Origin of the sequence: Bifidobacterium santillanense (assembly GCF_018555385.1) — a bacterium.
GTDB lineage: Bacteria > Actinomycetota > Actinomycetes > Actinomycetales > Bifidobacteriaceae > Bifidobacterium > Bifidobacterium santillanense.
In genome coordinates this window covers 353,588-377,773 of the sequence record NZ_JAFEJS010000001.1, presented here as the reverse complement: position 1 = coordinate 377,773, position 24,186 = coordinate 353,588, and the positions used below count along the sequence as shown (strand labels likewise).

Below are 24,186 nucleotides of genomic sequence, written 5' to 3'. Positions count from 1 at the left end.
GAATCGAGGTCAGTAGAGCTCTTCGAAGATCTTGCGCACGCGGGCCGCGTCGAGCGGCACGTAGTTGTTGCGCATGAGACGCGCCTGCGTGGTCATCACCCGTTCCGTGAACTCGGGCAGGTCCTCGCGGGTCACGCCGTACTCGTGCAGCGCCTTCTTCGGCAACAGACGGTTGATGAGGTTCTCCAACTCGTCGTACACGACCGTCACGTCGCAGCCGAGAAGCCCCGCGAGCACGCCGTTGAGCTTCGCGATCTCGCCATCCGGCTTGATCTCCATGTAGTTGCGCAGCACGCCGGTGAACATCGCGTAGTTCGATTCGCCGTGCGGCACATGGTACTTGCCGCCCAGCTGGTAGCTCAGCGCATGCACGGCCGCGCAGCCGCCCGTGTCGAAGCTGATGCCTGCGTAGTCGGAGGCGATGAGGAAGTCGGTCATCAGCTCGTTGCGCCTCACGCGCCGCTTCTCGGCGTCGCCGTCCGGGCCTCCGGCCTCGACGATGGCCTGATATCCGCCCACGATCATGCGCATCGCCTCATAGCCGAACAGGCGCGTGTACGGAGTCGCGTTCGGCGAGAGCGTGGACTCGACCGAATGGACGAGCGCGTCGAGCGAGCTGGTCATGAACACGTGGTCGGGCAGTCCGTACAGCAGTTCGGGGATGAGCACCGCATGGTCGGCGAACATCTCTGGGCCGGCGATGCCCGCCTTGCAGCCGAGGCGCGTGCGGTTGATCGCCGCGATCTCCGTGACCTCGCTGCCCGTGCCGCACGTGGTGGGGACGAGTACGAGCCCCACCGTGCGCTTGAAGTCGGGCAGATGGTCGATGACCTCGTCGATCGACGCGCCGCCGGCCACCGCCACGATCTTCGACATGTCCATCACGGCGCCTCCGCCGATCGCGACGATGCGGTCGTAGTCGAACGCCTTCGCGTCCGCGATGATCGCGTCGATCATCACGTCGGTCGGCTCCTGGTTGCCGTACTTGTCGACGAGCAGCACGTTCGCGCCGTTGAGATACGGCTTGAGGAACGCGTCGTGGATCATGCCGATGGTGACGACCAGATCGCGCGGGCCGAGCCCGAACTCCTCGGCGAACTCCTTGACCGTGTCGAACTGGTGGATGTCCTTCGGTCCTACGGTGAGCATCTTCATGATGGCGGCTGCCTCCCTTGCGTTCCGGATGTCGTGTGATGCGCGGATTGCTCCGTTGGCGCGTGATGGTAGCCCCGCGACGTATCGGCCATGTTGCCTTGGGGCGCATGTCGCCGTATCCGGATGCCGTCGCGGGCATGGCCATGGACATGGCACGGGCCTCGAGCGTTACGGTGCGAGTGGAGGGGTGCGGAGGGACGGACGGGCTACAGCACGCGGTATTGGCCGTCGCGCTTGGTCATGATGAGGCCGGCGTTGCGCAGTTTGCGGTCGAGGGATTCGACGCCGCGGCGCACCAGTCCCTCCTGCGTGAAGTACGAGCCGCCTGCGGCGTGCTGGAGCTCGTCGAGACCGACGAACCGGCCGCTCGCGCGCACCAGCGTCTCGAGGATGTCGTATTCGAGGCGGGAGAGCGGCATCGCGTTGCGCGTGCTCGCGAAGTACGCCTTGCGGTTCTTGAGGTCCAGCGTCAGGTCCCCGCGGATGAGCATCGTCCCCATGCCGGCGCCGGACGACTCGCGCGCCAGCATCTCCACATAGGAGAGCAGTTCGGTGTCCGAGAACGGCAGCCTGAGCGTCGCTTCCGGTGTCGCGGGGAAGTCCGGAGTCAGAGACGCGGAGCCGCTGGTGGACGTGCCATTCCGACGCAGTGATGTGGCGGCGAGCAGCAGCGTGCGTACCGACGGCTGTGCCGCCTTCGCGGCCGCGACCAGCCCCGGCGCGTCGACGACCGCGATGTCGAACGGGGCGGACTCCTCGTCGAATACCGCCGTTACGGCCTTTGCGGCCGGACCGTCCGCCGCCATGTCCTTCGGCTCGATTGCCGTGACCTCGTACCGCGCGTTGTTGAGCGCGCCCTGGATCGCATGGGACAACGCCATGTTCCGCACCGCCACCAGAAGTCTCATAATCGCCTCCCGCCTACCAGTGTAGTATCCATGCGTCGGGTCGCCGGATGGCTCGGGCTCAATCCGTAAGCGCGACGTTCGGCTGCGGACGCCGGGCGGGTTTCCATTGTTTCCCGAACAATGGTGGGAAATCGTGCGCGAAGCCAGCCAGTACGACGCGCGATAATCACCGTAATTCGCATCCAGTGCCGCGTATGGACCGGTTTCGTACCGTACACTGGAAGCGGGCATGGGGAATCCCGTGGCCGTGAAGGGCGATGAAAGGCGGTCGGCGATGGTGCTGGACCTCAATATCAAGCAGAAGGGACTCATGGGGGAGAACTCCGTGGTCACGGACGAATACGGCGTCGTACGCTACGTCGTGCGCGGCAACGTCGGCATCATGTCCAGCACGTTCCGCATCTTCGCAGGGGAGGACGACTCCGCCCCCGAGGTGGCGGTGGTCCAACGCAGGCAGTCGGGCCTCGCGCCGAAGCTCACCATCACGATCGATGGTCGCGAGGCCACGTCGATCGTCGCGAAGACTACGTTCTTCACCAAGCGGTATCTCATGGAGGGCGTCGGTCTCGAGGCGAAGGGCGACTGGTTGAACTCCGACCTCACTGTCACGCGCGACGGCGAGACGGTCGCCCGTGCGCGGCAGCGGTTCCTTTCGGCCTACGACCGCGAGGTGAGCGTGCTCGACGAGTCGGTCGCCACGATCGTCGTCGCCCTGCTCGTCGCCATCGGCGCCGTCGACAACGACGAAACCGCCATCATGGCCGCCGCCGCGCTGTGACGTGGCGACTTGAGCCGGGGAAATTCGTTCTCTGAGATTGCAGTGAGCGGATTTCCCGAGAGGCTCAGATGTTCTGGGGTTTACGGACGCCGTAACGTCGGCGTGCGGCCTCGGCGGTCACGCCGAGCGCCCTGCCGATGGTGTTCCACGACTGCCCATGCTCGCGGCTGGCCTCGACCGTGCGTTCGATCTCGCGGTCGAGCGCGTGCCGCTGGTAGTTCAGCCGGCGCAGCTCGCGCGAGGGATCATAGCGCGGATCCTTCGTTGGGTCGCCCGGCGAAGGCGCGTCCTTGGCCTCCATCTCGGCCGCGATTTCATAGCCGTACGCGGCCAGTGCCTCCTGTTCGGCCTTGGGGAGATCCTCGAATCTCATTGCAGTCCTTCCTTTTGCAGGTATCGTTTCCGGGCCTTCATCGCATGCACGATCAGCTCCACGTCGTACCCAGCCCTCGACGCGGTGCCGATTTCGTACCACACCGCCCCGGAGACCCCAGGGCCCACGTACATGTACGTGGGCGGGTCGCGATCGTAGTTGATGTCCACCGGTCCCCGCGCCTCGCGCCAGGCGTGCAGGATGTCGTTTTCGGATACCCCGTGCTTGAGCGCCGACGGCAGGATCAACGGCTCGTCGTCCTCGTTCTCGAATCTCACAACACAAGTATACTTGACAACATATGTTGCCGTCAAACATTGTCAACAATCGTGCGCCCCCGTACGGCCGGAAGGTACAGATTCCGTGGGGGGGGGGGGGGTACGGCGATCTCCTGGCCGTTTCGTGTCGCCATACGGGAAAACGGCGGAATTTCAATGATTTTCGGGGCTGACTGCCGTACTTCCGTATACGGTATCAACCGTTTTCCGCGTACGATGGCGCGATATCGCATCCCTCGTACGCGGAATCATGCGGTTTCCCCATACGAGGGATGCGATGGCTGCAACGCCGCGTGCCGCGACGGTGCCCGACCCTCCATGAAGACTCCGGCTAGCCGATGATCGCGATCGGGGCGGCGAGGTCCACGCCGGAGCCGTCGCGGCGCATGTCGGGCTTCGGTAGTTCGACCGGGGCTCCCGAATCGGTCGAGGCCCTGAGCGGGTAGAGACCCACCCACGCGAAGATCAGCGTGTTCTGGCCCTTGAGGAAGCGCTGCGAGCGTACGCCGCCGGTCGCGCGTCCCTTGGTCGGGTACATCTCCAACGGGGTCACCTTCGCCGATCCGTTCTCGGTGCCGGGCAGGGCGTCCTCGTCGCCGGCGACGGTGAGCACCACCGCGCCGGACGCCGCTGTCAGCCCGTTCTCGCCCTCCTCGTACGTCCATGCGACCTTGCCGGCCGGAATCACGGCGAACGCCGCCACGTGCGCGCCCTCGGCCAGACGGATGCCGGCCATGCCGCCGGCCGTGCGGCCCTGCGGACGCACGTTCCTCGCCTCGAACGTGAGCAGCGAGGAATCGGAGGAGACGAAGACCAGACGGTCCTCGTCCGCGGCCGGCGCGGCGGACAGCACCGTATCCCCGTCCTTGAGGTCGATGACGGGCCATGAATCCATCGTCGTCGGAGCCTCGCGGTTCCAGCGCTTGATGACGCCGTTGCGCGTGCCGATTGCCAGCGACGGCAGCTCGCCGCCCTCCTCCGCCGGAGCCATCGCGATCGCCGAGACCACATGCTCGCCGGGGATCGGGTCGGTCGACTCGGTCATGCCGATCAGCTCGTCGGCCTTCACCCCGCCCGTCACGCTCAGCGTCTCGGACGGAGGCAGCGCGGGCAGATCCGCCACGTGCGCGAGCACCAGACGGCCCGCGGAGGTGATGAGCGCGTACGTGGCGCGCGTGGACGTGGCGAAGATCGTCGTGATCTGGTCGTCCTTCACGCGTCTGTCGGAGGCGGAGCGCGACTTGTACACGTCCATCGCCGACGGCGTGGTGCGCGCGATGAGCCCGGTCGCGCCCATCATCACCACGCACGGCTCGTCGCCGATCTGCAGCGCGGCCGCGGCGGCCTCGTCCTCGCCGGCTCTCCTTGCGGCGTTCGCGGCGGCCACGTCGGCCTGCACGGACGTGAGGTTCGTCGCCGCGCGGGCGGCCTCCAACGCCGCATGCGACAGCCCGGAGTCGTCGCCCTTGGCGACGACCGGCACGAGCGAGCCGTCCGGGCTCTCGTCCAGCAGCACGGTTCGACGCTGCGTGCCGTACTGCTGGACGGTCCTGTCCATCTCGTCGACGACCACGCGGTCCAGCTCCTCGGCCGAGGCGAGGATGCGTTCCAGCTCCGCGATGCGCTGCTTCAGGTCGTCGCGCTCGGCCTCGAGCTCGATGCGGCTCATGCGGGTCAGCCTGCGCAGACGCAGGTCCAGGATGTACTGCGCCTGGATGTCGTCCAGATCGAACACGGCCATCAGCCGGCTCTTGGCCGCGTCGGCGTCGTCGGAGGAGCGGATCACCTGGATGACCTCGTCGATGTCGACCATCGCGAGCAGCAGGCCTTCGACCAGGTGCAGACGCTCCAGCGCCTTCCTGCGGCGGAACTCGCTGCGGCGGCGCACCACCACGCGACGGTGCTCGATCCACACGTCGAGCAGCTCCTTGAGACCCATCGTGTGCGGGCGGCCGTCGACCAGCGCCACATTGTTGATGGTGAAGTTGTCCTGCAGAGGGGTGTGGCGGAACAGCTGCGCGAGCACCGCGTCCGGATCGTAGCCCGTCTTGATCTCGATGACGATGCGCGTGCCGTTGTGACGGTCGGTCAGGTCGATCGCGCCGGTGATGCCCTCCAGCTTGCGCGACTTGACGCCCTCGGAGATGCGCTCCAGCACGCGTTCGGGGCCCACCATGTACGGCAGCTCCGTCACGACGATCGCCTTCTTGCGTGCCGTCACGTTCTCGATGTGCGTCTTCGAACGCGTGGTGAGCGTGCCGCGGCCCGTCTCGTACGCCTCGCGGATGCCGTCGCGGCCGATGACGATGCCGCCGCCCGGCCAGTCCGGTCCCGGCACGTAGCGCATGAGCTCCTCGAGCGTCGCGTCCGGATGGGCCATGAGGTGCTTGGCGGCCGCGACCACCTCGCCGAGGTTGTGCGTGGCCATGTTCGTCGCCATGCCCACGGCGATGCCCGAGCCGCCGTTGACCAGCAGGTTCGGGATCGCGGACGGCAGCACCGTCGGCTCCTTGAGTTTGTTGTCGTAGTTCGGCGTGAAGTCGACCGTGTCCTCGTCGATGTCCGCGTTCATCGCGAGGGCCGCGGGCCCCAGACGGGCCTCGGTGTATCGCGAGGCGGCCGGGCCGTCGTCGAGCGAACCGAAGTTGCCGTGGCCGTCGACCAGCGGCAGCCTCATCGCGAACGGCTGGGCGAGACGCACCATCGCCTCGTAGATCGCCGAATCGCCGTGCGGGTGCAGCTTGCCCATCACCTCGCCGACCACGCGGGCCGACTTCATGTACGGACGGTCCGGAGTGAGGTTCATCTGGCCCATCTGGTAGATGATGCGGCGCTGCACCGGCTTGAGGCCGTCGCGCGCGTCCGGCAGGGCTCGCGCGTAGATCACCGAATACGCGTATTCGAGGAACGACTTGCTCATCTCCTCGTTCAACGGCGTTTCGACGATATGCTCCTTGACCGTGCGCGGATCATATGCCGAGGTGGTGTTCCTGCGATGCGATGCCATATATGCGGACTCCTTGGAAAAATCAGACCCGCACCATAGTAACAGCAGCGCTGCCGGCACCGGGGCGACGGTCTCCCGCATACCGGGAAGTCGACGCGCGACGATTACTATGGGCCGTATGAGTGTGGACGTACCGGAGATGAACGAATTGCTGCGACTGGTCCCGACCGCGGAATACGGGGACCGGACGCCGGAGGGGCGTGTGGGGGAGCGCCCGGCCGGGTCCCCGCAGACGCGCGGGGGAGCGCTGCACCTGTCCTCCGTGCTGCCGGCCGTGTCCGCCGCGATCGGGCATCCGGTCGCCACTCGCGTCCACGTCGATCCGAAGGCGCTGCAGCGCGCGCTTGGCCTGCCGGACGCGCGGTCCGCGATCGTCGTGCTGGTGGACGGCCTCGGCTACTGGAACCTCAACATGCGTCTCGGCCACGCGCCCTATCTGCGCGCCCTGATGCGGGAGACGACCAACCAGCGGCCGATCTCCACCTGCGCGCCCAGCACCACCGTGGCCGCGATGGGCGTGTTCGGCACCGGCACCTGCCCCGGCCTGACCGGCATGGCCGGATACACGCAGCTCGATCCCGGGAGCGGGAGGATCGTCCAGCTGATCCAGTTCAAGGACCCGCTGCTGCCGAAGGCCGAAAGCGACAAGGCCGGTCCCGTCGTCGACCCGCACGACCTGCAGCGCGAGCCGACCGTATTCGAGCGGCTCGCCGCCATGGACGTGAGCGTCACGAGTTCGGGACTGGCGAAGTTCAGGAGCTCGCCGCTGACCGAGGCGGCGTTGCGCGGGGCGCACTACGTGCCCAACGTCACCCCGAACGACCGCGTGCGCGCAGCCGCTGCCGCCGCGCGAGAACCGGGCCTGTCCTATCTGTACATTCGCGACGCCGACAAGGTCGGCCATGCCGACGGATGGGATTCCGAACAGTGGGTCGGCATGTTCGAGCGCATCGACGCCCAGCTGTCGTTGCTGCGCCGCGAGGCCCCGAAGGGCACGCTGATCGTCATCGTCGCCGACCATGGTATGGTCACCACCGATCCGGCCGAGCGCATCGACATCGCCGAGGAGCCGCTCCTGTCGCGCGGCGTGAGGCTGGTCGGCGGCGAGCCGCGTGCGCTCATGCTCTACGTCGACGACGACGCGAGCCCGGACGACGTGGCCGGCCGATGGCGCGAACGGTTGGGGGAGCGGGCGCTGGTGCGCACGAAGGCCGAGGCCATCGCCGACGGCCTGTTCGGGCCGGTGGATCCGCGCGTCGAGCCGATGCTCGGCGACGTCGTCGTGCAGGCCGCCGGGGCGGTCACGCTGGTCGATTCGCGCATCCAATCCGACAAGGCCACGCGGCTGCCCAGCGTGCATGGTTCGCAGACCATGCTGGAGATGGACATCCCCTGCCTCGTCGACATGGCGTGAGCGTGCCGGTCCGTCGGGCGGGTCACTCCCCGAACAGGATCTGATCCCAGCTCGGGATCGCGGACCGCCGCGTGCGGTGCTTTCTGACCGTCTGATCGCCGTCGGCGTTGGGGGCGGCGGGATTGGCGGAGTTGCGCGCGGCGTTGGCCCGATCCTCGTCGGTCGGATCGGGGACCGGAGGCAGATCGCCGCTGGCGCCGTCCGCGGGAGCGGCGGCCGGCGCCGTGGTCTCCGCGGGCCGGATCGCCGGGATGTCTCCCATCGTGGACGACGGCGTCTCGTTCGGAACGCCGGAGTCCGTGCCCGAGGCGGGGCCTTCGGCCGGCGCGATCGGCGCGGCCGAGACCGCGGGTGCGGCCGGCGCCACGCCGGAGAAGTCCACATTGCGGACATCCTGTTCGCCCTCGGCATCGGTCTTCGCGGACGGGAAATCCATGTCCCCGGAGGTCTGCCCGCCGGACGGGGCCATACCCTCCTCGATGATCGGCGTCAGATCGCCCCGGCGCCCGTCCGTGTCGCCGAGGCCGAGGTTCTGCTCGCCCAGCAGCTTCTTGGCAGCCGGGTTCAGGCACACCACGGTGTTGTCGTGCATGTCCCACGTCCATTCGGCGCGCACCTTGCGCCCCGAGGCGAGGAACGTGGCGCAGATGTGCCACGGCTCGTGTCCGCGGCGGGTGGCCTGCCAGACGAGCGTGTTGCGGTCGACGCGCGCCAGCGACATCGTCATGTAGATGAGGTCCTCCACCGTGCGCACGCGGCTCTCCTTCGGCGCGGGGACGCGCTTGAACTGCTCGATCGCGTACTGCTTCTCCATCTGCACCGACGCGGAGAAGCGGCGCACCAGCGCCTGGTCGAGACCGTAGCGCTCCGCGACCTGGGCGGGATCCGCACCGGCGCGGATCAGCTGCTGGATCTTGGAGATGGGCAGGGCGTCGTTCGCGCGCGGCTGACGCAGTCTGCGCGACTCCATGCGGATCTGCTTCGCCGCGAGCACCGCACGCTCCAGCGCGTCGTCGACCGTGACGACGAACCGTTCACCACCCGCTTCGAACACCAGGTCGCCCGCATCGGAAACATGGTCGAGACGGGCCCCCCTCGGCGAATTCTCAGGCATGCGCGCACCACTTTCTGTAAAACTTGGTTACTTCTTCAAGTATGCCCCACGTGTCGAACTTTACGAGTATTTCAAATCGTGTATTCTATGCCGAGTAAACACAGCTGGTCATTATGTTCGCGCCTCCCACGGGGCGCGGCGCAAGGACGGAAGGATAGCGATGGCTCAGGATTATGATTCCCCCCGCAACAAGGACGAGGACGAGGAATCGCTGCAGGCTCTGGGAAAGAGCTCTCAGAACTCTTCGAGCGACATCGACGACGACGAGAACGCCATTGCCGAGGACTACGAGCTGCCGGGCGCGGACCTGAGCAACGAGGACTCCTCCGTGACGGTCATCCCGATGCAGGGCGACGAGTTCATCTGCTCCGAATGCTTCCTGGTCAAGCACCGCAGCCAGCTCGCCTACATGACCGACGACGGCCAGCCCGTGTGCCAGGAGTGCGCCGCCTGATATGACCTTCGACCCCGCATACAACGAACCGGAGAACACCGAGGTTCTCGTCAAGGCGGTCAATCCCGGTCAGCCGGCCGAGCTTGCGCGGCTGTTCTACGCGCACGCGGGAGACGCCGGTGCCGATCTGAGGGCCGCGGAGGCGTTCGATCTCAAGCCCTTCGAACGTGCGCTGGTGCCCACGGGAGTGGCCATCGCCCTGCCCAACGGATACGTGGGCCTCGTCCATCCCCGCAGTGGACTGGCGGTCAAGCAGGGCGTCACCGTGCTCAACGCGCCCGGCACCATCGATGCCGGATACCGCGGCGAGATCAAGGTGCCGCTGATCAATCTCGATCCGGAACGCACAGCGCACTTCGAGGTGGGCGACCGCATAGCGCAGCTGGTCATCCAGCGCTACGTCGAGGCGAGATTCGTTCCCGCCGAAAGCCTTCCCGGCTCCGATCGCGCGGAACGTGGATTCGGTTCCACCGGCGTGGCCTGAGACGCGTTAGGATAGAGAGCCAGAGAACGAACCGAGGGAGGTGGCCATGGCAGGCGATGATATGGAATTCGATTCCGCACGCAAGCTTGGGTGCGAGGTCAGCACGGATCCGATCAACCCGCTGCTGCCGATCATGCAGGCATGCCGCGTCCACCATCCCGGCGAGGATCTGACCATCCTCGAACGCGCCTACCGCCGCGCGGTCATCCAGCATTCGGCGCAGCGGCGCAAGTCCGGCGAGCCGTACATCATCCATCCGCTGGCCGTCGCGCAGATCCTCGCCGACCTCGGCATGGGTCCGCTCGTCGTCGCCGCCGGTCTGCTGCACGACACTGTGGAGGACACCGACTACACGCTCGACCAGTGCCGGTCCGAATTCGGCGACACGGTCACCGGGCTCGTGGACGGCGTCACCAAGCTGAGCAAGATGGAGTACGGCGACTCGGCCCAGGCCGAGACCATCCGCAAGATGGTCGTCGCGATGAGCCGCGACGTGCGCGTGCTCGTCGTCAAGCTCGCCGACCGCGTGCACAACGCGCGCACGTGGCGCTACGTGAAGACCTCCAGCGCTGTCAAGAAGGCGCACGAGACGCTCGACGTCTATGCGCCGCTGGCCAACCGACTCGGCATGAACGCCATCAAGACCGAGCTCGAGGAGCTGAGCTTCAAGGTCATCTACCCGAAGATCTACAACGAGATCGTCGTGCTCGTGGCCCGTCGCGCCGGCCAGCGGGACGTCTACCTCAAGCAGATCCTGGCCGAGATCAACGAGGACCTCGACGCCCAGCACATCAAGGCGTACGTCACCGGACGCCCGAAGGACTACTTCTCCATCTACCAGAAGATGATCGTGCGCGGCCACGATTTCGCCAACATCTACGATCTGGTGGGCGTGCGCATCATCGTCGATTCGATCCAGGACTGCTATGCGGCGCTCGGAGCCGTGCATGCGCGGTGGAACCCGGTCCCCGGCCGGTTCAAGGACTACATCGCCATGCCGAAGCTCAACATGTACCAGTCGCTGCACACCACGGTGGTCGGCCCCGGCGGCAAGCCCGTCGAGATCCAGATCCGCACGTGGGACATGCACCGCCGCGCCGAATTCGGCATCGCCGCGCACTGGAAGTACAAGGAGAACGGTCAGGCGGGCCGCGCGCTGAGCTCGCCCGACAAGTCCGATCGCAAGCGCGAGGGCTCCGAGAGCCAGGAGCTCAGCGAGGCCGACAACCTCAAGTGGATCCAGCAGCTCGCCGACTGGACCAGCGAGACCCCGGACTCCAACGAGTTCCTCGGCTCCCTCAAGGAGGATCTCGGCTCGGCCGAGGTGTACGTGTTCACCCCGAAGGGCAAGATCATCTCCCTGCCGGCCGCCGCCACGCCGATCGACTTCGCGTACGCCGTGCACACCGAGGTGGGCCATCGCACGATGGGCGCCCGCGTCAACGGGCGTCTCGTGCCGCTCGACACCAAGCTGGAGAACGGCGACACCGTCGAGATCCTCACCTCCAAGTCCGACACCGCCGGCCCGTCGCGCGACTGGCTGAGCTTCGCCAAGAGCCCGAAGGCCCGCAACAAGATCCGTCAGTGGTTCTCCAAGGAGCGCCGCTCCGAGGCCATCGAGGAGGGGCGCGACGAACTGACGCGCGCCATGCGCAAGCGCAGTCTGCCGATCAACACGCTGCTCACCCCCGAGGCGCTGGTCGGCGTCGCCGACGAACTCAACTTCCCGAACGTGGACGGCCTGTTCGCCGCCATCGGCGACGGCCAGATCTCCACGCAGAACGTCATCTCCCATCTGGTCAAGGACGCTGGCGCCGACGAGGTCGACGAGGAGATCGAGCAGGAGGTCCTGCCGCTCAAGCCGGTCGAGAACCGTCAGAAGGTCAACAGCTCGTCCGGCGTGTCCGTCAAGGGCGTGGGCGATGTGTGGGTCAAGCTGGCCCGCTGCTGCATGCCGGTGCCCGGCGACAAGATCATCGGCTTCATCACGCGCAATCAGGGCGTGTCCGTGCACCGTACCGACTGCCAGAACATGATCGATCTGGAGAAGCGGCAGTCCGAACGCGTCGTCGAGGTGGAGTGGACCAGCACCAAGGGCGTGTTCATGGTCAAGATCCAGGTCGAGGCGCTGGACCGCCGCAACCTGCTGTCCGACGTGACGCGCGTGCTCTCCGACCACGGCGTGAACATCATCTCCGGCTCGATCTCCACGGGCTCCGACCGCGTGGCCACCAGCCAGTTCAGCTTCGAGATGGCCGATCCGCAGCACCTCAACACGCTGCTCGCCGCCGTGCGCAAGATCGACGGCGTGTTCGACGTCTACCGCATCACCGGCGCCAAGGACTCCGCCGAACCGCGTCTGCGCAAGATGAAGTAGGATTTCGGGACGGATATGACAAGTGCGGCTCCCCTCGAAGGAGGGGAGCCGCACTTGTCATATCGTTGTCGAGGTCGGCCCGGCGGTTACTCCGCCACGTCGACGGACAGGATCACGGCCGGCTCGGTCGGACGGTCCATGCGGTCGGTCGGCAGCGCCTCGAGCTTGTCGACCACGGCCTTGGACTCGTCGTCCGCGACCTCGCCGAAGATCGTGTGGTGACCGTCGAGCCACGGCGTCGGCACGGTCGTGATGAAGAACTGGGAGCCGTTGGTGCCGTGGATCTTGCCGTCCATGCCGCGGCGCAGACCGGCGTTCGCCATGGCCAGCAGGTAGGGGCGGTCGAACTTCAGGGACGGATCGATCTCGTCGTCGAAGTCGTAGCCGGGGCCGCCGGTGCCGTTGCCCAGCGGGCAGCCGCCCTGGATCATGAAGTCCTTGATGATGCGGTGGAAGGTCAGGCCGTTGTAGAACTTCTCGTGGGAGGGCGCTCCGGTGTACGGATCCTTCCACTCCTTCTCGCCGGTGGCGAGGCCGAGGAAGTTCTTCACCGTCTCCGGGGCCTTGTCGTCGAACAGGTTGATCGTGATGTCACCTTCGGAGGTGTGCATGATGATAGTGCTCATAGGGCACCAGTCTAACGCAAAGGAAAGGGGACGGTCCACGACGTGTGGAATCCGTCCCCGATGTGCGCCCGCGGATGGGTGGCTCAGCGCGCGTGATGGTCGATACGCGCCGCGAACCAGTCGCCGAACGACTGGATGACCTGCACGAGCACGACGGACAGGATCACGGCGACGAGCATCACGTCGTACTGGTAGCGCTGGTAGCCGTAGCGGATGGCGATGTCGCCGAGACCGCCCGCGCCGACCGTGCCGGCCATGGCCGAGTATCCGAACAGGTTGATGAACGTGATGGCCGCGCCGCGCACCAGCGAGGGCAGGCTCTCGAACAGCAGCACCTTGGTGACGATCTGCCAGTTGCTCGCGCCGAAGCTCTGCGCCGCCTCGATGAGGCCGCCGTCCACGTCGGCCAGCGACTGTTCGACCACGCGCGCCACGAACGGCGCCGCGGAGATGACCAGCGGCACCATCGCGCCCTGCACGCCGAGCGACGTGCCGACCAGCAGACGGGTGAACGGGATGATCGCGACCAGCAGGATGATGAACGGGATCGAACGGCCGATGTTCACGATCCAGCCGAGCACCGTGTTGAGCGGACGGTTCGGCAGGATGGACTTGGGGCCGGTGATGGTCAGCAGCACGCCCAGCGGCACGCCGATCACGTAGGCGAGCAGCGTCGACACCGTGGTCATGATGAGGGTGTCGCGCGTGCCCTCGAGCAGCAGTTCGCCGTAGTCGGCGATGAATTGCGAAACGATCTGTCCCATGGTCAGCGGCCCTTCTTCTCGTTCTCGGCGCGTTCGACGGTCTCCTCGTCGCGTCCGTTCTGTTCGTTCGCGCTGGCGATCAGCGCCTTGAGGATGTCGCTCTGCGGGTTCGCGAACAGCTCGGCGGTCTCGCCGACCTCGACGATGTTGCCGCCGTCGATCATCGCCACGCGGTCGCAGATGTTGCGCGCCACGGACAGCGAGTGCGTGATGATCACCAGGGTCACGCCGAGCTCGCGGTTGATGCGGCGCAGCAGATCGAGGATCTGCACGGTGGTGGTCGAGTCGAGGGCGCTCGTCGCCTCGTCGCACAGCATGATCTTCGGCTCGTTCGCCAGGGCGCGCGCGATGGCGACGCGCTGCTGCTGGCCGCCGGACAGCTGGCTGGGGTAGCGGTCCTCGAAGCCCTCGAGGCCCACCAGACGCAGCAGGCGCCTGCCGCGTTCGATGCGCTGCGCCTTGGGGCGGTGCGCGAGTTCGAGCGGGAAGGTCACGTTGCGCAGCACCGTGCGCTGCTGGAACAGGTTGAAGTCCTGGAAGATCATGCCGATCTTCGTGCGCAGCTCGGCGAGGTCGCGGCCGGAGACGTGCGAGACGTCCGCGCCGTCGATGATCACCTTGCCCTCGGTGGGGCGCTCGAGCAGGTTGATGGTGCGCACCAGCGTCGACTTGCCGGCGCCGGAGGATCCGAGGAAGCCGAACACCTCGCCGTCCTCGATGGTCAGATTGATGTCGTGCAGCACCTCGTGCGCGTCCGCGCCGGTGCCGTAGCTCTTCTTCAGATGGTCGAATTGGATCATGTGATTGTCCTTGTCGTGGAAAACACGGCGATGCCGCACGCACGGGCGAGAAGAATCGGGACCCGTGCCGTGCGGCATCGTATCGGAAGGTGTGGAGTGCGCGGGGCGCGCCGATCAGAAGACCGGGACCACGGCGCCCTTGTAGTTGTCGTTGATGTAGTCGCGCACCTCGCTGGAAGTCAGGGCCTTCTTGAGCTCCTTGGTCTTGGCGGTGTTCTCGTTGCCCTTCTTGACCACGAGGATGTTGGCGTAGGTCTTGGCGGCCAGGCCGTCGGCCTTCTCGGTCTCGAGCGCGTCCTTGGTCGGGTCGAAGCCGGCCTGGATCGCGTAGTTGCCGTTAAGGGCGGCGATGTCCACGTCCTTGATGACGGTCGGGACCACGGCGGCCTCGAGCTCCTTGAACTGCAGGTTCTTCGGGTTGGAGGAGATGTCCTTCGGAGTGGCGTTGATGTCCTCGGGGTCCTTGAGCTCGATCAGGCCGGCGTCCTGCAGCAGCAGGAGGGCGCGGGCCTCGTTGGTGGCGTCGTTCGGCACGGCGACGGTCGCGCCATCGGCGAGGTCCTTGAGCGAGGAGGTCTTGCCCGGGTACAGGCCGAACGGCTCGAAGTGGACGGCCTCGACGGACACCAGGTGGGTGCCCTTCTCCTTGTTGAAGTTGTCGAGGTAGGGCTTGTGCTGGAAGTAGTTGGCGTCGACCTCGCCGTCCTCGGTGGCGGTGTTCGGCTGGACGTAGTCGGTGAACTCCTTGACCTCCAGCTTGTAGCCGTCCTTCTCCAGCAGGGGCTTGACGGCCTTGTTGAGGATCTCGGCGTGCGGGGTCGGGCTGGCGGCCACGGTGATGGTCTTGTCGTCCTCCGAGCTGGTGGCGGTGGAGGCGTTGCCGCATCCGGCCAGGCCGAAGGTCGTCAGGGTGACGGCCGCGATGACGGCGGCCGCGGTCTTGGTGAAACGCATGATCTCTTCCTCTCTCAGTGCGTGTTCGCGTGAATCGACGATGGACCGTGCCGCCCGCGATGCGTCGGCATGCCGGTCCCAACGATTCGCCACTATACAAAACCCCGAGGGGGAACCGCGCGGCATGGTAATCGACGTTGCTTATAGGGTGTTATCGGCGTTGTTGCGACACGCCCGGCATAGGGCTGGGAGGACGCCGGGAAACGCCCCGTCCCGGCCTGCGCCGGGCGTCCGCGGTCAGTCGAGAACGCCGAAGTGCCGCAGTGCGTTCATCACGCCGTCGTGGTCCACGTCGTCGGTCACCCAGTCCGCGGCGCGCTTCGGCTCGTCGGTGGCGTTGCCCATGGCCACGCCGATCCCCGCGAACTCGAGCATCGTGACGTCGTTGCCGCCGTCGCCGAAGGCCATGACCTCGTCGCGCGTCCACCCGTAGCGGTCCATGAAGCGGCGCATGCCGACGGGCTTGCCGCCGTCGGCCGGGATCAGGTCGACGAAGTCGGGGTGCCACCGCACGCCCTGCACGTTGCGGCACAGCGAGACGATCTCGTCCTGTTCGGTCTGGCCGATGTACGGGCTGACCTGGAACGTCTCGTGCGTCGCGGGACGCGTGTGCGGGTCGTCGATGAAGACCTCGGGCGCCGTCTTGCCGAGCTGACGCCACGTGGCGCGCATCGCCTCGGTCACCTGGTTGAAGTACACGTAGTCGGACTCGCAGTAGTTCGCCACGATGTCCGGATGGGCGTCCAGCCACGCGGTGATCGTGCGCACGTCGTCATCTCCGAGCGGCTCCTTGGCGAGGAACCCCTGCGGATCGCAGCAGTACTGGCCGTTGAGGCCGACGATGCCGTCGAACTCGACCGGGATCATGTCGAGCACGACCGTCATGTGGCTCGGCGCGCGCCCCGAGCAGATGAACACCTTGATCCCCTTGGCCTGCAGCCGGTGCAGCGCCTCGATCGTGGAATCCGGGACGACGTGCGTGACGAAGCTCGTCAGCGTGCCGTCGATGTCGAAGAACACGCCCTTGATGTCGGCGCTGACGGCGGATGCGGCGTCGGCGATGGTCATGCTGTTCCCGTCCTTTCCTGTATATTCCGGACTTTCCGGTCTTCCCGGACCGTACGGATCTCCGTATCTCACCCAACCAGTGTAGGGTCACCGGCCGGGCGACACCCATCGCCGATTGCGGCATCCTCGCGACGAGTATCGGAATGATGCGCGACTCGGACACGGTCCCGCGGCATAATACGGACTATGACCGAGCATATCGAGTTGGATTCCAACCTCATCGCCATCCGCCACTACCTGCACGCCCACCCCGAGCGCAGCTTCAAGGAGTTCGACACCAGCATCTATCTGGCCGACCAGCTGCGTGCGCACGGCGTCGAGATCCTCGACAACCCGTTGGAGACCGGCGTCGTCGGACTCATCCGCGGCGAGGCGGGGCCGGGCCCCCGCGTCGGCCTGCGCGCCGACATCGACGGCCTGCCCATCGTCGAGGACACCGGTCTCGACTTCGCGTCCGTCAACGCCGGCGTCATGCACGGCTGCGGCCACGACCTGCACATGACCGGCCTGCTGGGCGCCGCCTTCTGGCTCGCCGACCACCGCGACCGCTTCGCCGGATCGATCAAGATCCTCTTCCAGCCGAGCGAGGAGACCGGACGCGGCGCCCGCGCGATGATCGACGCCGGTCTGCTTGACGACGTCGACGCGGTCATCGGCACGCACAACAACCCCAACTACGCGCCCGGCGAGATCGCCGTCGGCACGACCCCGATGATGGCCGGCTGCGTGCGCTTCCAGGTCACGCTGCACGCCGACGGCACGCACGCCGGATACCCGCACAAGGGCACCGGACCCATCGAGGCGATGGCGAGCATGGTGCTCGAGCTGCAGACCATCGTCAGCCGCAACATCTCCGCCCTCAACCCGCTGGTGCTCTCCATCACCGAGGTGCACGGCGGGCGCGTGTGGAACGTCGTGCCCGCCGAGGCCGGCTTCCAGGGCACCGTGCGCTACTTCCACAAGGAGGACAGCCTGCTCGCCGAACGCCGTTTCAAGGCGATCGTCGGGCACACCGCCGAGGCGTTCGGCATCTCCGCCGACGTGGAATGGGACGACTTCCAGGACCCGGTCGTCTCCGACGCCGCCCTCGTGGCGAAGGTCGCCGACGACGTGCGCGACTACGCCCGGCTCGAGCCGATCCGCCCGTCGATGGCGGGGGAGGACTTCTGCGAATTCGCCGAGGTGACCCGCTCCGTGTTCGCGTTCATCGGCTCGAACGGCGAACCGGGGTGCCCCGACTGGCACAGCCCGCACTTCGTCGGCCTCGACGCCTCGCTGCCGACGTTCGTGAACTTCTACGTCAACGCGGCGCTCCGCGTCGGCCGCGAACTCGCCTGACGCGCGGAAGGGCATAGGATAGGAACATGACCCAGATTCGTTTCGCACTCGCCCAGATCGACACCTGCGTCGGCGCGCTCGACGCCAACGCCGCCAAGGTGCTCGACTACGCACGCCGGGCCGACGCCGGCCACGCCCAGGTCGTCGTCTTCCCCGAGATGACCCTGACCGGATACCCGATCGAGGACCTCGCCCTGCGCCGCACCTTCCGCCGGGCCGCATGGGACAAGGCTAACGAGCTGGCCGCCGGCCTCAAGAGGGAGGGACTCGGCGACCTGTACGTCGTGGTCGGCACCGTCGGCACCGACCACGCCACCGACAAGCCCTACAACCGTCTGGTCGTCCTGCACGACGGCGTGGTGTGGGCCGGATACGACAAGCACTTCCTGCCCAACTACGGCGTGTTCGACGAGTTCCGCATCTTCAAGGCGGGCGACCGCTCCGTCGTGCTCGACGTGGACGGCGCACGCCTCGGCGTCGCCATCTGCGAGGACATCTGGCAGGACGGCGGCCCGGTCGCCGAACTCGCCGGCCGCGACATCGACGCGCTCGTCACCATCAACGGCTCCCCGTACGAGGAGGGCAAGACCGACGTCCGCCTCGATCTGGCCAAGCGCCGCGCGGCCGAGGTGGAGGCCCCGCTGATCTACCTGAACCAGGTCGGCGGCCAGGACGACCTCGTCTTCGACGGCGGCAGCTTCGTCGTCGACGCCGACGGCACCCTGCTGGCTCGCGCCCCGATGTTCATGGAGGATCTGTCCTTCTGGACGCTCGACACCACCACGGTCCATCAGGCCAAGGCCGAGGTCGCGCCCGCGCTCGACCCGGACGAGGAGGTGTACACCGCCTGCGTGCTCGGTCTCAAGGACTACATGGCCAAGAACCGCTTCACCGGCGTGACGCTGGGGCTCTCCGGCGGCATCGACTCGGCGCTGGTCGCCGCGATGGCCGCGGACGCCGTCGGCGGCGAGAACGTGCACGGCATCTCCATGCCCTCGATGTACTCCTCCGACGGTTCCAAGGACGACGCCGCCGACCTGGCCGCCAACATCGGCGCCCACTACGACGTCCAGCCCATCGAACCGCTGTTCACCGCGTTCCAGAGCCAGCTCGACCTCGACGGCGTGGCCGCCGAGAACCTGCAGGCCCGCATCCGCGGCGTCATCGTCATGGCCTACTCCAACTCCAAGGGACTGCTCGCCGTGGCCACCGGCAACAAATCCGAGCTGGCCTGCGGCTACTCGACGATCTACGGCGACGCCGTCGGCGGATACGCGCCGATCAAGGACCTGCTCAAGACGCGCGTGTGGGAGCTGTCCCGCTGGCGCAACAGGGCCGCGGCCGCCGGCGTCGGCATCGGCGGACTCAGGATCGTGGGCAACGAGGCCGGCGCCCCCGGCACGCCGCTCAAGGACGGCGTGATGATCCCCGTCGCCTCCATCGAGAAGGCGCCGAGCGCCGAGCTGCGCCCCGGGCAGAAGGACTCCGACTCGCTGCCGGAATACGAGCTGCTGGACAAGGTCCTCGCCGCGTACATCGAACACGCGCACGGCCGCGCCGACCTGCTCGCCGACGGCTTCGACGAGCGGACGGTGGACACCGTGATGAGGCTGGTGGACCGCGCCGAATGGAAGCGTCGCCAGTACCCGCTCGGTCCCAAGGTCACGGCGCTCGCGTTCGGACGCGACCGCCGACTGCCGATCACCAACGCGTTCCGCGAATAGCGAACGGGAAACGAACCATACGCCCGGATTCATCATCCGGGCGTATCCATATGTAATAGCCGTATGGCCGTGGCCGCGCATGCGGCGGACGATGGACAGGGAAAGGACGAAGACGATGGCAGACCAGGGCAAGCAGTGGTACTTCAACATCCGCACGGGGGAGCCAGAACTGGGGCCCAAGTCCCCGATCGAACAGCGCATGGGACCGTACCGCAGCCGCGAGGACGCGCTCGACGCGTGGAGGATCTTCCAGGAGCGCGAGACCCTGTGGAAGGAGCAGGACCGGCGGTGGAATCTCGGCTGGGACGCTCCCGCGAGGTCCGCGAAGCCGGAGGAAGACGGGCCTGTGAACGATAACAGAATGTGAGATATCTCACGCGCATTTTGTGCGAACCCCCAGTGAACAGCGGCTAGACTGGGAACCAACGACGACGAAGGTGCGTCGGAACGAACAACACCAAGGAGTGGTTATGACAGCTGTTGAATCTGCTGCACTTACCCAGGAAGAGCTCGACGCCAAGGCGTGGGACGGCTTCGAAGGCGGCAACTGGCAGAAGGACATCGACGTTCGCGACTTCATCCAGAAGAACTACACCCCGTACGAGGGCGACGAGAGCTTCCTCGCCCCGGCCACCGAGAAGACCAAGCACCTGTGGAAGTACCTCGACGACAACTACCTGGCCGTCGAGCGCAAGCAGCGCGTCTACGACGTCGACACCCACACCCCGGCGGGCATCGACGCCTTCCCGGCGGGCTACATCGACTCCCCGGAGGTCGACAACGTCATCGTGGGTCTCCAGACCGACGTCCCCTGCAAGCGCGCGATGATGCCGAACGGCGGCTGGCGCATGGTCGAGCAGGCCATCAAGGAGGCCGGCAAGGAGCCGGATCCGGAGATCAAGAAGATCTTCACCAAGTACCGCAAGACCCACAACGACGGCGTCTTCGGCGTGTACACCAAGCAGATCAAGGTCGCCCGCCACAACAAGATCCTCACCGGTCTGCCGGACGCCTACGGCCGCGGCCGCATCATCGGCGACTACCGCCGTGTGGCCCTGTACGGCGTCAACAAGCTGATCGCCTTCAAGAAGCGCGACAAGGACTCCGTGCCGTACCGCAACGACTTCACCGAGCCGGAGATCGAGCACTGGATCCGCTTCCGCGAGGAGCACGACGAGCAGATCAAGGCCCTCAAGCAGCTGATCAACCTCGGCAACGAGTACGGCCTCGACCTGACCCGTCCGGCCCAGACCGCCCAGGAGGCCGTGCAGTGGACCTACATGGGCTACCTCGCCTCCATCAAGTCCCAGGACGGCGCCGCCATGTCCTTCGGCCGCAACTCCGCCTTCCTCGACTGCTACATCCAGCGCGACCTCGAAGCCGGCAAGATCACCGAGACCGACGCCCAGGAGCTCATCGACAACATCGTCATGAAGCTGCGCATCGTGCGCTTCCTGCGCACCAAGGACTACGACGCGATCTTCTCCGGCGACCCGTACTGGGCGACCTGGTCCGACGCCGGCTTCGGCGACGACGGCCGTCCGCTGGTCACCAAGACCTCGTTCCGTCTGCTCAACACCCTGACCCTCGAGCACCTCGGACCCGGCCCGGAGCCGAACATCACCATCTTCTGGGATCCGAAGCTGCCGGAAGGCTATAAGCGCTTCTGCGCCAAGATCTCCATCGACACCTCGGCCATCCAGTACGAGTCCGACAAGGAGATCCGCGGCCACTGGGGCGACGACGCGGCCATCGCCTGCTGCGTGTCCCCGATGCGCGTCGGCAAGCAGATGCAGTTCTTCGCGGCCCGCGTGAACTCCGCCAAGGCGCTGCTCTACGCGATCAACGGCGGCCGTGACGAGATGACCGGCATGCAGGTCATCGACAAGGGCGTGATCGACCCGATCACCCCGGAGGCCGACGGCTCCCTGGACTACGAGAAGGTCAAGAACAACTACGAGAAGGCTCTCGAGTGGCTGTCCGAGACCTACGTCATGGCCCTGAACATCATCCACTACATGCACGATAAGTACGCGTACGAGTCCATCGAGATGGCCCTGCACGACAAGGAGGTGTACCGCACCCTGGGTTGCGGCATGTCCGGTCTGTCCATCGCCGCCGACTCCCTCGCCGCGATCAAGTACGCCAAGGTGTACCCGATCACCAACGCCGAGGCCAAGAACCTCGAGGGCCACGAGTACGAGTACGTCGAGGGCGCCGACGACGATCTGGTCGTGGGCTACCGCACCGAGGGCGAGTTCCCGATCTACGGCAACGACGACGACCGCGCCGACGACATCGCCAAGTGGGTCGTCTCCACGGTCATGGGCCAGGTCAAGCGCCTGCCGGTCTACCGCGGCGCCGTCCCGACCCAGTCCATCCTGACGATCACCTCCAACGTGGAGTACGGCAAGAACACCGGTTCCTTCCCGTCCGGCCACAAGAAGGGCACCCCGTACGCCCCGGGCGCCAACCCGGAGAACGGCATGGACTCCCACGGCATGCTGCCGTCCATGTTCTCCGTCGGCAAGATCGACTACAACGACGCGCTGGACGGCATCTCGCTGACCAACACCATCACCCCCGACGGCCTCGGCCGCGACGAGGAGGAGCGCATCGGCAACCTGGTCGGCATCCTCGACGCCGGCAACGGCCACGGCCTCTACCACGCGAACATCAACGTCCTGCGCAAGGAGACCATGGAGGACGCCGTCGAGCACCCGGAGAAGTACCCGCACCTGACCGTGCGCGTCTCCGGCTACGCGGTGAACTTCGTCAAGCTCACCAAGGAGCAGCAGCTCGACGTCATCTCCCGTACCTTCCACCAGGGCGCCGTCACCGACTGATCCGTCGGACGGACGCGACCGCGTGAAACGGTAGCACGATGAAGGGGTGGGATTCGTCCCACCCCTTCCCTTTGCCCCATCCATCCGCACACACCCCGCATCACGTTTTTGGAACAGGAGGACAACGATGCCCGAAACCCAGTTCCGCACCACCACGCGCCATATGCTGCGCGAATCCAAGTCGTACGCGTCCCAGACCCTCATGGGCGGCCTGTCCGGATTCGAGTCCCCGATCGGGCTCGACCGCAGGGACCGCATCGCCGCGCTCAAATCCGGCGACATCGGCTTCGTCCACTCCTGGGACATCAACACGTCCGTCGACGGTCCGGGCACCCGCATGACCGTCTTCATGTCCGGCTGCCCGCTGCGCTGCCAGTACTGCCAGAACCCCGATACCTGGAAGATGCGCGACGGCAAGCCCGTCTACCTCGATGCGATGATCAAGAAGGTCGATCGCTACAAGGACCTCTTCAAGGCCACCCACGGCGGCATCACGTTCTCCGGCGGCGAGTCGATGATGCAGCCGGCGTTCGTCTCCCGCGTGTTCCACGCGGCCAAGGAGATGGGCGTGCACACCTGTCTCGACACCTCGGGCTTCCTCAACACCAACTACACCGACGAGATGCTCGAGGACATCGACCTGTGCCTGCTCGACGTCAAGTCCGGCGACGAGGAGACCTACCACAAGGTCACCGGCGGCGTGCTCCAGCCCACCATCGACTTCGGCCGCAGACTCGCACGGGCCGGCAAGAAGATCTGGGTGCGCTTCGTGCTCGTGCCCGGTCTGACCGACTCCGAGGAGAACGTCGAGAAGGTGGCCGAGATCTGCGAGAGCTTCGGCGACGCCGTCGAGCACATCGACGTCCTCGGCTTCCATCAGCTCGGACGCCCCAAATGGCATGAGCTGCGCATCCCGTATCCGCTGGAGAACCAGAAGGGGCCGAACGCCGCCACGCGCGAACGCGTCGCCAACCAGTTCAAGGACCACGGCTTCACCGTCTATTAATTCACGTGTCGATACCACGAAACCAGGCGCGCGCACGTACGCTGGAGACATGGCCGACATCTATGCGTTTCCCACCGGCGTGAATCCGCATCACGCCGCGCGCGACGCCGCGCCGGATCTGCCGGGGCGGCCCGTCGGCGTGCCGGACGCCGTGTGGGATGCGGTCGAGTCGGTGCGCGCCATGCGCCGTCTGGACGACGTGCGCTACCGGGAGATCCCCGTGCCCTCCACTCTGGCCGACTTCGGCATCGGCGTGGAGCTCGAATCGGGATCGCGCGGGGGGACGACGGGGTTCCCCTATGACGGCGATCCGTTCCCGGCCGTCGCCACCGGCTGGATCATGTTGCTCTACTCCAACGACATCCGTCCCGACTGGGGGTCGCGCTGGCGCTGCGTCGCATTCGCGCGTCTGCCCCTGTCCAGCGTCGAGAACGACTCCCTGGCGCCGGGCATGTACTGGGACGACATGTGCGCCCGTCTCGAGGGGGTCGAGCCGGACAGCGTGGGCGGCACGGTCACCGTCACGCAGAACACCACATTCGGCTCGCTGGGGGCCGGCGACTCCGCCGGCTGCGAGATGCGTGTATCCTTTACCCCGGCGGTCCATGGAGGCGTCCCGTTCGACGCCGGCGCGTACGTCGCGTCATGGGCCCGATTCCTCAGATCCACCATCCACTTCAACGAGGACGCAACCGTTGACTGATCCCAGACAGGAACC

22 protein-coding genes are annotated in these 24,186 nt (G+C 66.5%); 11 read left to right on the top strand and 11 right to left on the bottom strand.

Annotated elements, in window-relative coordinates; all coding sequences use genetic code 11:
* Nucleotides 1–9 precede the first annotated feature (9 nt).
* Nucleotides 10–1,155 (bottom strand): 4-hydroxybutyrate dehydrogenase, encoded by a 1,146-nt coding sequence (locus JS528_RS01785; protein WP_214357375.1) that lies wholly within the window; start codon nt 1,153–1,155, stop codon nt 10–12.
* Nucleotides 1,156–1,361: 206 nt separating this feature from the next.
* Nucleotides 1,362–2,063, bottom strand: a complete 702-nt coding sequence (locus JS528_RS01780) for a response regulator transcription factor (protein ID WP_214357374.1) — start codon at nt 2,061–2,063, stop codon at nt 1,362–1,364.
* 229 nt (nt 2,064–2,292) lie between these two features.
* Here JS528_RS01780 and JS528_RS01775 point away from each other — a divergent pair, with 229 nt between their 5' ends.
* On the top strand, nt 2,293–2,841 hold the full coding sequence (locus JS528_RS01775) for an LURP-one-related/scramblase family protein (RefSeq protein WP_214357373.1): 549 nt from the start codon (nt 2,293–2,295) through the stop codon (nt 2,839–2,841).
* A gap of 64 nt (nt 2,842–2,905) precedes the next feature.
* Here JS528_RS01775 and JS528_RS01770 read toward each other — a convergent pair whose 3' ends face one another.
* From JS528_RS01770 to JS528_RS01760, 3 genes are all read right to left on the bottom strand, one after another.
* Nucleotides 2,906–3,214 (bottom strand): hypothetical protein, encoded by a 309-nt coding sequence (locus JS528_RS01770; protein WP_214357372.1) that lies wholly within the window; start codon nt 3,212–3,214, stop codon nt 2,906–2,908.
* Nucleotides 3,211–3,492, bottom strand: coding sequence for a hypothetical protein (locus JS528_RS01765; protein ID WP_214357371.1), 282 nt, complete (start codon nt 3,490–3,492; stop codon nt 3,211–3,213). Before JS528_RS01765 ends, JS528_RS01770 begins: the two co-directional genes overlap by 4 nt.
* Before the next feature lie 331 nt (nt 3,493–3,823).
* Entirely contained in the window at nt 3,824–6,499 is a 2,676-nt protein-coding gene (locus tag JS528_RS01760) for a DNA gyrase/topoisomerase IV subunit A (protein ID WP_214357370.1), read from the bottom strand.
* A gap of 118 nt (nt 6,500–6,617) precedes the next feature.
* Between JS528_RS01760 and JS528_RS01755 the strand changes: the two genes are divergently transcribed.
* Complete coding sequence (locus JS528_RS01755; protein ID WP_214357369.1) at nt 6,618–7,913, top strand: alkaline phosphatase family protein; 1,296 nt, start codon at nt 6,618–6,620, stop codon at nt 7,911–7,913.
* Nucleotides 7,914–7,935: 22 nt separating this feature from the next.
* On the opposite strand, the gene sepH is transcribed toward JS528_RS01755, so the two are convergent.
* Nucleotides 7,936–9,027, bottom strand: a complete 1,092-nt coding sequence (sepH, locus tag JS528_RS01750; RefSeq protein ID WP_214357368.1) for a septation protein SepH — start codon at nt 9,025–9,027, stop codon at nt 7,936–7,938.
* Nucleotides 9,028–9,187: 160 nt separating this feature from the next.
* On the opposite strand from sepH, the gene JS528_RS01745 reads away from it, so the two are divergent.
* Genes JS528_RS01745 through JS528_RS01735 form a run of 3 tightly spaced genes read left to right on the top strand, consistent with a single transcriptional unit; the run spans nt 9,188 to nt 12,342 of the window.
* A complete protein-coding gene (locus tag JS528_RS01745; protein ID WP_043163868.1) occupies nt 9,188–9,481 on the top strand; it encodes a DUF4193 domain-containing protein in 294 nt (97 codons plus the stop codon).
* Between the two features lies 1 nt (nt 9,482).
* Nucleotides 9,483–9,965, top strand: coding sequence for a dUTP diphosphatase (dut, locus tag JS528_RS01740; protein ID WP_214357367.1), 483 nt, complete (start codon nt 9,483–9,485; stop codon nt 9,963–9,965).
* A 46-nt stretch (nt 9,966–10,011) separates the two neighbouring features.
* The gene (locus tag JS528_RS01735; RefSeq protein ID WP_214357366.1) at nt 10,012–12,342 is read left to right on the top strand and encodes a RelA/SpoT family protein; all 2,331 of its coding nucleotides are present in this window, start codon (nt 10,012–10,014) and stop codon (nt 12,340–12,342) included.
* Between the two features lie 86 nt (nt 12,343–12,428).
* Here the strand turns inward: JS528_RS01735 and JS528_RS01730 are convergent, their stop codons facing one another.
* From JS528_RS01730 to JS528_RS01710, 5 genes are all read right to left on the bottom strand, one after another.
* Nucleotides 12,429–12,968, bottom strand: coding sequence for a peptidylprolyl isomerase (locus JS528_RS01730; protein WP_214357365.1), 540 nt, complete (start codon nt 12,966–12,968; stop codon nt 12,429–12,431).
* An 83-nt stretch (nt 12,969–13,051) separates the two neighbouring features.
* Entirely contained in the window at nt 13,052–13,732 is a 681-nt protein-coding gene (locus JS528_RS01725; RefSeq protein ID WP_214357364.1) for a methionine ABC transporter permease, read from the bottom strand.
* Nucleotides 13,733–13,734: 2 nt separating this feature from the next.
* The gene (locus JS528_RS01720) at nt 13,735–14,532 is read right to left on the bottom strand and encodes a methionine ABC transporter ATP-binding protein (protein WP_214357363.1); all 798 of its coding nucleotides are present in this window, start codon (nt 14,530–14,532) and stop codon (nt 13,735–13,737) included.
* Between the two features lie 114 nt (nt 14,533–14,646).
* Nucleotides 14,647–15,486 carry a MetQ/NlpA family ABC transporter substrate-binding protein gene (locus JS528_RS01715; RefSeq protein WP_214357362.1) on the bottom strand — a complete coding sequence of 280 codons (840 nt, stop codon included), beginning with the start codon at nt 15,484–15,486 and terminating at the stop codon, nt 14,647–14,649.
* Nucleotides 15,487–15,723: 237 nt separating this feature from the next.
* Nucleotides 15,724–16,554: a Cof-type HAD-IIB family hydrolase gene (locus JS528_RS01710; RefSeq protein WP_214357361.1), complete on the bottom strand. Its 831-nt coding sequence runs from the start codon at nt 16,552–16,554 to the stop codon at nt 15,724–15,726.
* Nucleotides 16,555–16,740: 186 nt separating this feature from the next.
* On the opposite strand from JS528_RS01710, the gene JS528_RS01705 reads away from it, so the two are divergent.
* From JS528_RS01705 to JS528_RS01680, 6 genes are all read left to right on the top strand, one after another.
* Nucleotides 16,741–17,892 (top strand): M20 metallopeptidase family protein, encoded by a 1,152-nt coding sequence (locus JS528_RS01705; RefSeq protein ID WP_214357360.1) that lies wholly within the window; start codon nt 16,741–16,743, stop codon nt 17,890–17,892.
* Between the two features lie 26 nt (nt 17,893–17,918).
* Nucleotides 17,919–19,616 (top strand): NAD+ synthase, encoded by a 1,698-nt coding sequence (locus JS528_RS01700; protein WP_214357359.1) that lies wholly within the window; start codon nt 17,919–17,921, stop codon nt 19,614–19,616.
* Between the two features lie 115 nt (nt 19,617–19,731).
* Complete coding sequence (locus JS528_RS01695) at nt 19,732–19,983, top strand: hypothetical protein (RefSeq protein WP_214357358.1); 252 nt, start codon at nt 19,732–19,734, stop codon at nt 19,981–19,983.
* 103 nt (nt 19,984–20,086) lie between these two features.
* Nucleotides 20,087–22,462: a formate C-acetyltransferase gene (gene pflB, locus JS528_RS01690; protein WP_214357357.1), complete on the top strand. Its 2,376-nt coding sequence runs from the start codon at nt 20,087–20,089 to the stop codon at nt 22,460–22,462.
* 127 nt (nt 22,463–22,589) lie between these two features.
* Nucleotides 22,590–23,468 (top strand): pyruvate formate-lyase-activating protein, encoded by an 879-nt coding sequence (gene pflA / locus JS528_RS01685; RefSeq protein WP_214357356.1) that lies wholly within the window; start codon nt 22,590–22,592, stop codon nt 23,466–23,468.
* A gap of 49 nt (nt 23,469–23,517) precedes the next feature.
* On the top strand, nt 23,518–24,171 hold the full coding sequence (locus tag JS528_RS01680) for a DUF3000 family protein (RefSeq protein ID WP_214357355.1): 654 nt from the start codon (nt 23,518–23,520) through the stop codon (nt 24,169–24,171).
* The last annotated feature ends 15 nt before the right edge of the window (nt 24,172–24,186 follow it).